At 36.8% G+C, this 8,598-nt stretch carries 9 protein-coding genes; 6 read left to right on the forward strand and 3 right to left on the reverse strand.

Going from position 1 to position 8,598, the window contains the following annotated elements; genetic code table 11:
- Nucleotides 1–269, reverse strand: a 269-nt coding sequence (locus BLW28_RS15250) for an ISAon1 family transposase N-terminal region protein (protein ID WP_092842589.1), incomplete at its 3' end; no start/stop codon positions are given.
- A gap of 350 nt (nucleotides 270–619) precedes the next feature.
- Between BLW28_RS15250 and BLW28_RS15255 the strand changes: the two genes are divergently transcribed.
- Nucleotides 620–1,135, forward strand: a complete 516-nt coding sequence (locus tag BLW28_RS15255; protein WP_073222260.1) for an adenine phosphoribosyltransferase — start codon at nucleotides 620–622, stop codon at nucleotides 1,133–1,135.
- Here the strand turns inward: BLW28_RS15255 and BLW28_RS15260 are convergent.
- Both BLW28_RS15260 and tnpA read right to left on the reverse strand, forming a co-directional pair.
- On the reverse strand, nucleotides 1,132–1,284 hold the full coding sequence (locus BLW28_RS15260) for an SsrA-binding protein (RefSeq protein WP_073222257.1): 153 nt from the start codon (nucleotides 1,282–1,284) through the stop codon (nucleotides 1,132–1,134). The genes BLW28_RS15255 and BLW28_RS15260 overlap by 4 nt on opposite strands.
- A 389-nt stretch (nucleotides 1,285–1,673) precedes the next feature.
- The gene (tnpA, locus tag BLW28_RS15265; RefSeq protein WP_073222262.1) at nucleotides 1,674–2,114 is read right to left on the reverse strand and encodes an IS200/IS605 family transposase; all 441 of its coding nucleotides are present in this window, start codon (nucleotides 2,112–2,114) and stop codon (nucleotides 1,674–1,676) included.
- 135 nt (nucleotides 2,115–2,249) lie between these two features.
- Between tnpA and BLW28_RS15270 the strand changes: the two genes are divergently transcribed.
- From BLW28_RS15270 to BLW28_RS15295, 5 genes are all read left to right on the forward strand, one after another.
- The gene (locus tag BLW28_RS15270; RefSeq protein WP_073222254.1) at nucleotides 2,250–3,203 is read left to right on the forward strand and encodes a calcium/sodium antiporter; all 954 of its coding nucleotides are present in this window, start codon (nucleotides 2,250–2,252) and stop codon (nucleotides 3,201–3,203) included.
- Nucleotides 3,204–3,340: 137 nt separating this feature from the next.
- Nucleotides 3,341–5,527: a glutamine synthetase III family protein gene (locus tag BLW28_RS15275; protein ID WP_073222251.1), complete on the forward strand. Its 2,187-nt coding sequence runs from the start codon at nucleotides 3,341–3,343 to the stop codon at nucleotides 5,525–5,527.
- Nucleotides 5,528–5,713: 186 nt separating this feature from the next.
- On the forward strand, nucleotides 5,714–6,892 hold the full coding sequence (locus tag BLW28_RS15280) for an AIR synthase related protein (protein WP_073222248.1): 1,179 nt from the start codon (nucleotides 5,714–5,716) through the stop codon (nucleotides 6,890–6,892).
- Between the two features lie 10 nt (nucleotides 6,893–6,902).
- Nucleotides 6,903–7,907, forward strand: a complete 1,005-nt coding sequence (locus BLW28_RS15285; RefSeq protein WP_073222246.1) for a DUF3078 domain-containing protein — start codon at nucleotides 6,903–6,905, stop codon at nucleotides 7,905–7,907.
- Nucleotides 7,908–8,341: 434 nt separating this feature from the next.
- Nucleotides 8,342–8,598, forward strand: a 257-nt coding sequence (locus BLW28_RS15295; protein WP_143036921.1) for a transposase, incomplete at its 3' end; no start/stop codon positions are given.

The raw sequence follows: 8,598 nt of genomic DNA on the forward strand, positions 1-8,598 counted from the left end.
TTTCCGGAAGTTTCGTTAAACCATCTACGCCGGGTTATATGTAGAAAAACGTTCTTACCCCGTATGGGAAAATCCTGAACTGTAGCCTGTGGAAAGAAGCCCTTGGAATGAAGCTTGGCATCGTTATATCCATCAGGAAGTGTATTTAATTCCGTGAAGTAAAAGTGCAGTTCTTCGCCTTTAATCTCGTGCTTTGTTAAATCAAAATAGGTTACTAGTACTTCAGGAAGTAATAAATTGGCTATCGCTAATAATGAATCTGAGGACATCGAAAATCTTTATTTCAAAGTTCCCTCAATTTTAGTTACTCCACAACTTTTTGTGTTGAGCCTTTGTAAGGGTTTGGGAATAAAAAAAGTGCACCGCTTTTTCGGCGGTGTGTACTTTTCATTGTAAGGCGGGAGTTTTTTCAGGATATGTAATCCTTAAGATTAAATTAACACTAAAACCAGCACTGTAAAGCTCTTTTGTAAATGCTGGTTTTTTCATTTGCACACTATTTGCTCACTTTTCTATTAGTTTCTTCACTACTGCTTTTAAAATATGTTTTTCAATTTCTTTATTTAAATACACCAATCTTGTGCTTTACAACTTCAAATCTTTTTGGTATTTTTAAAAAATGGTAGACATAGAACAATACATCAGAAATATAACCGATTTTCCTAAAAGGGGAATTCAATTTAAAGACATTACACCTTTACTTGCCAGTAGAGAAGCAACTGACGCTTGTGTTCAACAGTTTATAGATTTGCTCGACAATCAAAAAGTCGATAAAGTTGTTGCAATTGAGGCACGTGGATTTTTCTTCGGAATGTTATTGGCGCAACGACTAAATGTTGGCTTCATACCAATTCGAAAACCAGGGAAACTACCGTATAAAACACTTAAAGAATCATACGACCTAGAATATGGTACGGACTCCTTAGAAATACACGAAGACGCAATAAAAAAAGGCGACCTAGTGCTTTTACACGACGATGTATTGGCTACGGGAGGTACTGCAAAAGCGGCTTGTAATTTAATCGAAAGGTTAGGAGCGGAGGTAGTTCAGTGTAATTTCCTAATTGAATTGGAGTTTTTAAACGGAATTAGGAAGTTGCCAAACCAAAATGTCAAATCATTACTAAAATATTAATCCAGCGCATTCTTAGTCACCCATAATTTATAAGCGAAAATGGCCATCTGGAATTTTGATGCCTTCGCCAAATCCACTTGCTGTTTTGTAAAGCTCGGTAAGATTTTCTTGTTCAGGCGTGCTAGGGATTGAAAGAATTTCTTTTTCATAATACTGTAAAAATAGCATATTACTTCATTCTAACAACTTGATTAATAAAATTATAAGAAATAAATAAGATGTTATTTAATAATTAGTATTTATAGCTGGATAAAAGTGTTTTTTTGTGATTTTATTTTTGATCGTTTTACACATTGAACGCCATTTATAATTCCGATTCCAAGTTTGATTGATAGCAATTAAATGCTGCTCCATGCAAAATAATCCATTTCCGTTTAAAAGATTAGAAAATTCTGTTGAGTCCAAAACAATGAAAGTAGCTGAGCGAAGCCAAAGTATCTTACATCTTAATCGGTCACCACTAAAACAAACTAGTAAAAATCACACCTTCTAAGAAGGTGGCTTTGGATAGCCCCCATAGGGGGCGACAAAGGCATGGTCAAAAATCAAACTTTTGTTGCTGATCCTCAACCCGCTTTTCTTCCTTTTCTTGGTATTTGACATATTTTTTAATCATTTCCTCATCCAATCCAACCGTGCTTACAAAATATCCACGAGCCCAAAAATGATTGCCCCAATAAGGCTTCTTTTTCAATTTGGGATAACTCTTGAACAGTTTTATCGCAATCTTTCCTTTCAATGTACCCATCAACTTCGAGATAGAAACTTTGGGCGGCACCGAAACCAACAAGTGGATATGATCCTCCTGTACATTCAGTTCCTCGACCTCGCAACTCTTCCACTCACAAAGCATTCTTATATCTTGCTCGACCAATTCCTTTATCGCTCCCTTCAATATCCGAAGACGATATTTTGGAACCCATACTATATGATAGTCACATTTATAAACTACATGGCTAAGTTTCTTATATTTACTCATAGTACAAATATAAGGCATAGCCATCAGAACATTACCACCTGCAAAGCAGGTGGATTTTTAAGGTAAATTAAAATAGTGTCAAGTAACCTAGTCTCTTTTTAGGAATTACTATCTTCGCATTCTTTAAAAAATCTTATGGATTATATATACGTTTTAATAGGTTTAACCTTACTTGTGGTAGGAGGGGAGTTTTTAGTACGATCTTCAGTGGCACTTTCCTTTAGACTGAATATTTCAAAAATGGTTATTGGGCTTACAGTAGTTTCGTTTGCTACTTCGGCACCAGAATTATTAGTGAGTTTACAAGCTGCAATAAGTGGTTTTTCAGATATTTCATTAGGAAATGTAATTGGCTCCAACATCGCAAACATTGGATTGGTCTTAGGAATTACCGCAATTATTTCACCATTGGCAATAGATAAAGGTTTCTATAAACTGAATTGGCCAGTGATGATGATTCTTTCTGTTGCGCTTTATTTTATTTTAAAAAGTGGCGAGATTATTTCTCGAACCGAAGGGGTCGCATTGTTGTTAATGCTCGTTGTTTACCTTTGGATTTTAATTAGAAAAGCACGACAAGAACGAGGCACCGAGCTGGTAGATGAAGAAGTTGACGAAAGCCTATCTAAAACTTCGAGTTTTAAAATAATAATTTGGTTAATTATTGGCGGTGGCGCTTTATATGCGGGAAGTGAATTATTGGTGAGAGGGGCTGTTTCTTTAGCCCAAGATTTTGGAGTTACCGAGCGAGTTATTGCGGTTACAATGATTGCCGTAGGAACAAGTATTCCTGAACTTGCTGCATCTGTAATTGCCGCACTCAAAAAAGAAAAGGCTATATCGCTTGGAAACTTAATCGGCTCAAATATTTTTAATATAGCTTCTGTTCTAGGTATTACGGCTATTATTCAGCCAATTGCAGTTGTGAGTCCAGAAGTACTTACAAACGATATTTTCTGGATGATTGGTTTTGCAGGTATACTTTTACCTCTTGCCTTTCTACCAAAATCCTACGAAATTGGTCGCAAACGAGGTATTTTACTTGTAGCTGCTTATGCTGTTTTTATAGGCATTACAATTCTTAAATAGTGTTATTTTGCAGTTCACCCCCTTTTTTACAGGGGGTGAACCTATAATTATTGATTATTTCAAAAAAAAAGTAAAAATTTAGGGGGTGTGCTTGTGTTTTTTGTATTTTTGCCGAGTCAAATACTAAAAACAACCAAATGTCTACACTACGATTTCATGCCCTAAAAAAAACCTTTGATAGAGTTCCAGTACCTGTAATAGAATCTGAAAGACGTTCAGAAATATTCGGGAGAAACGTTTTTAATAGAACTGCTATGCGGCAGTACCTAACAAAAGATTCTTTTAAAAGTGTAATGGACGCTATTGAAACTGGCGCGAAGATAGAACGTCATATTGCCGATCATATTTCTACAGGTATGAAGGAGTGGGCTATTTCGAAAGGAGCTACTCACTACACACACTGGTTTCAACCTTTAACGGGAGCTACTGCAGAAAAGCATGATGCGTTTTTTGAGACTATGGAAGATGGGCACGCTATTGAGAAATTTGGTGGCGGACAATTAGTTCAACAAGAGCCAGATGCTTCTAGTTTTCCGAATGGTGGTATTAGAAACACTTTTGAAGCTCGTGGCTATACAGCTTGGGATCCCACCTCTCCAGCCTTCATATACGGCACGACCTTGTGTATTCCTACCGTTTTTGTGTCGTACACAGGCGAAGCTTTAGACTATAAAACTCCTTTGTTAAAAGCTTTGCTAGCCATAGATAATGCAGCTACAGATATTGCAAAATACTTCGATAAAAATGTAACTAAAGTCAGTGCTACATTAGGTTGGGAGCAAGAATACTTTTTGGTTGATAGCGCGTTGGCATTATCTCGACCTGACATTTCGTTGGCAGGAAGAACGCTACTCGGCCATTCACCTGCAAAAGGACAACAGCTAGACGATCATTATTTTGGATCTATTCCTGCGCGTGTGCTAAACTTCATCCGTCATTTGGAAACCGAGTGCATGCTTTTAGGAATTCCAGTGAAAACACGACATAATGAAGTAGCTCCAAATCAGTTTGAACTTGCACCTATTTTTGAAGAAACAAATCTCGCGGTAGATCACAATTCGTTATTAATGGATTTGATGCACAAAATTGCAGATAAACACAATTTTAAGGTGTTATTTCACGAAAAACCATTCGCTAACGTAAACGGAAGTGGCAAACACAATAACTGGTCATTAGCAACAAACACTGGGGTTAACCTGCTTAGCCCAGGGAGTACGCCTATGAAGAACCTTCAGTTTTTAACTTTCTTTATTAATACGCTTAAAGCAGTTAACGACCACGAAGAGTTGTTGAGAGCTTCCATTGCAAGTGCAAGTAATGACCATAGGTTAGGTGCAAACGAAGCCCCACCTGCAATTATTTCAGCATTTATTGGTTCGCAATTAACAGATGTTTTAGACGAACTTGAAAAAGTAACCAACGGCAAGCTTTCGCCTCAAGAAAAAACAGATTTAAAGTTAAATGTTGTTGGTAAAATTCCTGAAATTCTTTTAGATAATACAGACCGAAACCGAACTTCAGCATTTGCCTTTACAGGAAATAAATTTGAATTTCGCGCGGTAGGTTCTACAGCCAACTGTGCAAACCCTATGACCGTGCTAAATGCAATTGTCGCAAAACAGCTTATCGATTTTAAGGTGAAGGTTGATGAATTGATTAAAAGTAAGAAGATGAAGAAAGATGATGCCATCTTCAACGTACTTAGAGAATATATAAAAGATTCTAAACGCATTCGTTTTGAAGGAGATGGTTATGGCGAAGCTTGGGAAAAAGAAGCTGAAAGACGCGGATTAAGCAATCATAAAACAACGCCAGAAGCATTAAAAGCGAAGATTTCAAAAAAATCAATAGACCTTTTCGAAGAACTCGGAATTATGAGTAAGGTGGAAACGGAAGCTCGTTATGAAATTGAAATGGACGAGTACACTATGCGAATTCAAATTGAAGCACGCATTCTTGGTGATATAGCTAGAAACCACGTTATTCCTACTGCAATTCAATATCAAAACATTTTGATAGAAAACGTTCAAGGACTGAAAAACATATACGGTACCGACTTTAAAAAATATGCAACCGAACAGATGCACCTTATCGAACAAATAAGTGAGCACCTTGCTAAAATAAATAAGGGTATTACCGATATGATTGAAGAGCGCAAGAAGGGCAATAAAATTGAAGATGCTGAAAAACGAGCCTTAGCGTATTGTCACGAAGTAAAACCGTATTTTCAAATTATAAGATATCACTGTGATAAGCTTGAACTTTTAGTAGATGATGAGCTTTGGCCGCTTACTAAGTATCGTGAGTTGTTGTTTACAAAATAGGAAGAAAGCACCTAAACTTGAAATGTTATGAGTGCAGAGTTAGTAAGGCACAGTAATTTTCAATAGTATTTTAAATGGGTTGTTCCAATTTTAACGGACAGCCCATTTGCTATTTAGTATCCTACATTGTAGGCTTTTTTATTAATCCGTACTTTTGCAACCAATCTATAATTTACAACCCATACGATGAGTAAGGAAATTTCTAAACGATACGCCCAAAGAGGTGTTTCAGCAGGTAAAGAAGACGTACATAACGCAATTAAAAATGTAGATAAAGGGCTTTTTCCGCAAGCGTTTTGCAAAATTGTACCCGACTACCTTACTGGTGATGAAGACTATTGTTTGATAATGCACGCAGACGGTGCGGGAACTAAGTCTTCCTTGGCATATACGTATTGGAAGGAAACGGGAGATCTTTCTGTGTGGAAGGGAATCGCGCAAGATGCCTTAATCATGAACATAGACGATTTACTTTGCGTAGGCGCAGTAGATAACATACTGTTGTCTTCAACCATTGGCCGGAATAAAAATCGTATCCCAGGAGAAGTTATTTCAGAAATTATAAATGGTACAGAAGAACTTATTTCCGAATTAAAAGAGTTTGGACTAAACATTCGTTCTACAGGAGGCGAAACTGCCGATGTAGGGGATTTAGTAAGAACTATTATTGTAGATTCTACTGTCACGGCACGTATGAAACGCAGCGATGTTATCGATAATGCAATCATTCAAGCAGGCGATGTGATTGTAGGTCTCGCTTCCTTCGGACAAGCAACGTATGAAAAGGAATACAACGGCGGAATGGGCAGCAACGGCCTTACATCTGCCAGACACGATGTGTTTCACAAATATTTAGCCGAAAAATATCCAGAAAGTTACGATGCTTCCGTCCCAGAAGAGCTTGTTTATTCAGGTTCGAAAAAATTGGATGATGCTGTTGAAAACAGTCCATTAAACGCTGGAAAATTAGTGCTTTCTCCAACACGAACATACGCTCCAATTATTAAAAAGATTTTATCGCAAATTGATAAAGCCCAAATCCACGGTATGGTACATTGCAGTGGGGGAGCGCAAACCAAGATTCTTCACTTTGTAGAAAACCTTCACATTGTAAAAGACAATATGTTTCCAGTACCGCCACTTTTCAAACTCATTCAGGAGGAAAGTAAAACGGAATGGAAGGAAATGTACCAAGTGTTTAATATGGGGCACAGAATGGAACTGTACGTTTCTCCAGAAATTGCAGCGACCATTATTGAAATTTCAAAAACCTTTAATGTTGATGCACAAATAATAGGAAGGGTAGTGGCTTCAGATGAAAAGAAGCTTACAATAAGCAGTGAAAACGGTACGTTTACGTATTAAATTAGTGAGAATGAAAAAAATATTTGGGGTAACAGCCCTTATACTCTTTTTTAGCTTAAACAATTTATTTGCTCACTCAGACACATTGTCGGTAGAGATAAAAAAAAGAGATACTGTCGATTTAGGTTGGCGGATTAAAAATGAAGTAGGCATATTACTTAATCAAGTTTCGTTCACAAATTGGAATTCTGGTGGAACAAACTCTATTTCAGGTATTATTTCTGGAAAATCTGCAGCTAAATTCAAAAAAGAAAAATGGTTTTGGAAATCAGATTTGAATTTAAAATACGGGTTAAATAAGCAAGAAGGTAATGGAGTTAAAAAAACCGAAGATATAATCGAGGTGAATTCTAGTATTGTTTATGAAACCGATTCCATAAGCAATTGGTTTTATTCTGCACGATTTAGTTTTAATACGCAATTTTCTGATGGTTATAAATATCCCAATAAAGATGAAGCCATTTCTCGATTTTTTGCCCCGGCCTATATGTTTTTCGGAATAGGAATGGAATACGGCAAAAACATAGACCATTTGTCTTTTTATGCATCTCCTTTTACTGTAAAAACAACATTCGTTTTAGACGATCACTTAGCCAATAAAGGCGCTTTTGGAGTAAACCCTGCTATTTATGATGAAGAAGGAAATATGTTGAGAGAAGGCGAAAAAGTAAAACAAGGGGTAGGGATTTTGTTAACCAATAAATACGAAGAACAACTTTTCGAAAACATTAAACTGAATAGTCACTTGAAGCTTTACACAGATTACATCAATAATTTTGGAAACATTGATGTTGATTGGGAAGTAAATGTAGACATGAAGGTTAATAAGTTTGTTAAAGCTACTTTAGGCTCACACTTGAGATATGACGATGATATAAAGGTAGAAACCAACCGAAACGAAATTACTAACGAAGAAATTGTAATTGAAGGACCTAGCGTTCAATGGAAGCAAATTCTTGGAGTAGGTATAGTAATGGATTTGGATATGATTTCAAAGTCTAAAGGGGCTTCGTAAGTTTTCGCTAAGTTCGTTTATCTCGCTCCCGTGCAATTACACTACATTCCTGTTGGGTTATGCCGACCACACGAATGCTTAGTTATTGGCAATAGTTTTTTTTATTCGGCTTAAGTCAGAAGTCAGCTCACTCCAAGGTTCTGCATTTAGATATAGTTTTTTATGGACCACACCGTTCGTTCCTTTATATTGTAAAGTCAGATTATGAGAATTATATATTGAGTCGTTATTATAGAGAATTTGAATTAGTTGTGATTCCGAAATCTTAATTTCTTCCTTTTGCGTTATAATTGAATAAGTCTCGAAGATGTAAAATCCGTCGTTCATTTTGATGTTGGTTAATAATTTCGGGCTGTATCCAATTCCGATTGTAAGCTTCCCTTTAAACCGAACTGTTTAAAAGTAGAATAATTATCTTAATTTTAAACAGTATTATGAGACGAAGTAAATTTTCACCACAACAGATTGCAAAGATTTTAAAAGAGTTCGACAATGGAAAGAGTGTCGACCAGATCAGTCGTGAGCATGGGGTCAGCCCCGCCACTTTCTATAAGTGGCGTTCTAGATATGCTGGAATGAACTCCAAGGAGCTCAAGCGCCTCAAGGAGCTAGAGGAAGAGAATCGCAAGCTCAAGCAGATGTATGCCACTCTGGACCTTGACCACCAGATGGCCAAGGAGATCATCGAAAA

This window comes from Aequorivita viscosa (assembly GCF_900106795.1).
In the GTDB taxonomy this organism is placed as follows: Bacteria; Bacteroidota; Bacteroidia; order Flavobacteriales; family Flavobacteriaceae; genus Aequorivita; species Aequorivita viscosa.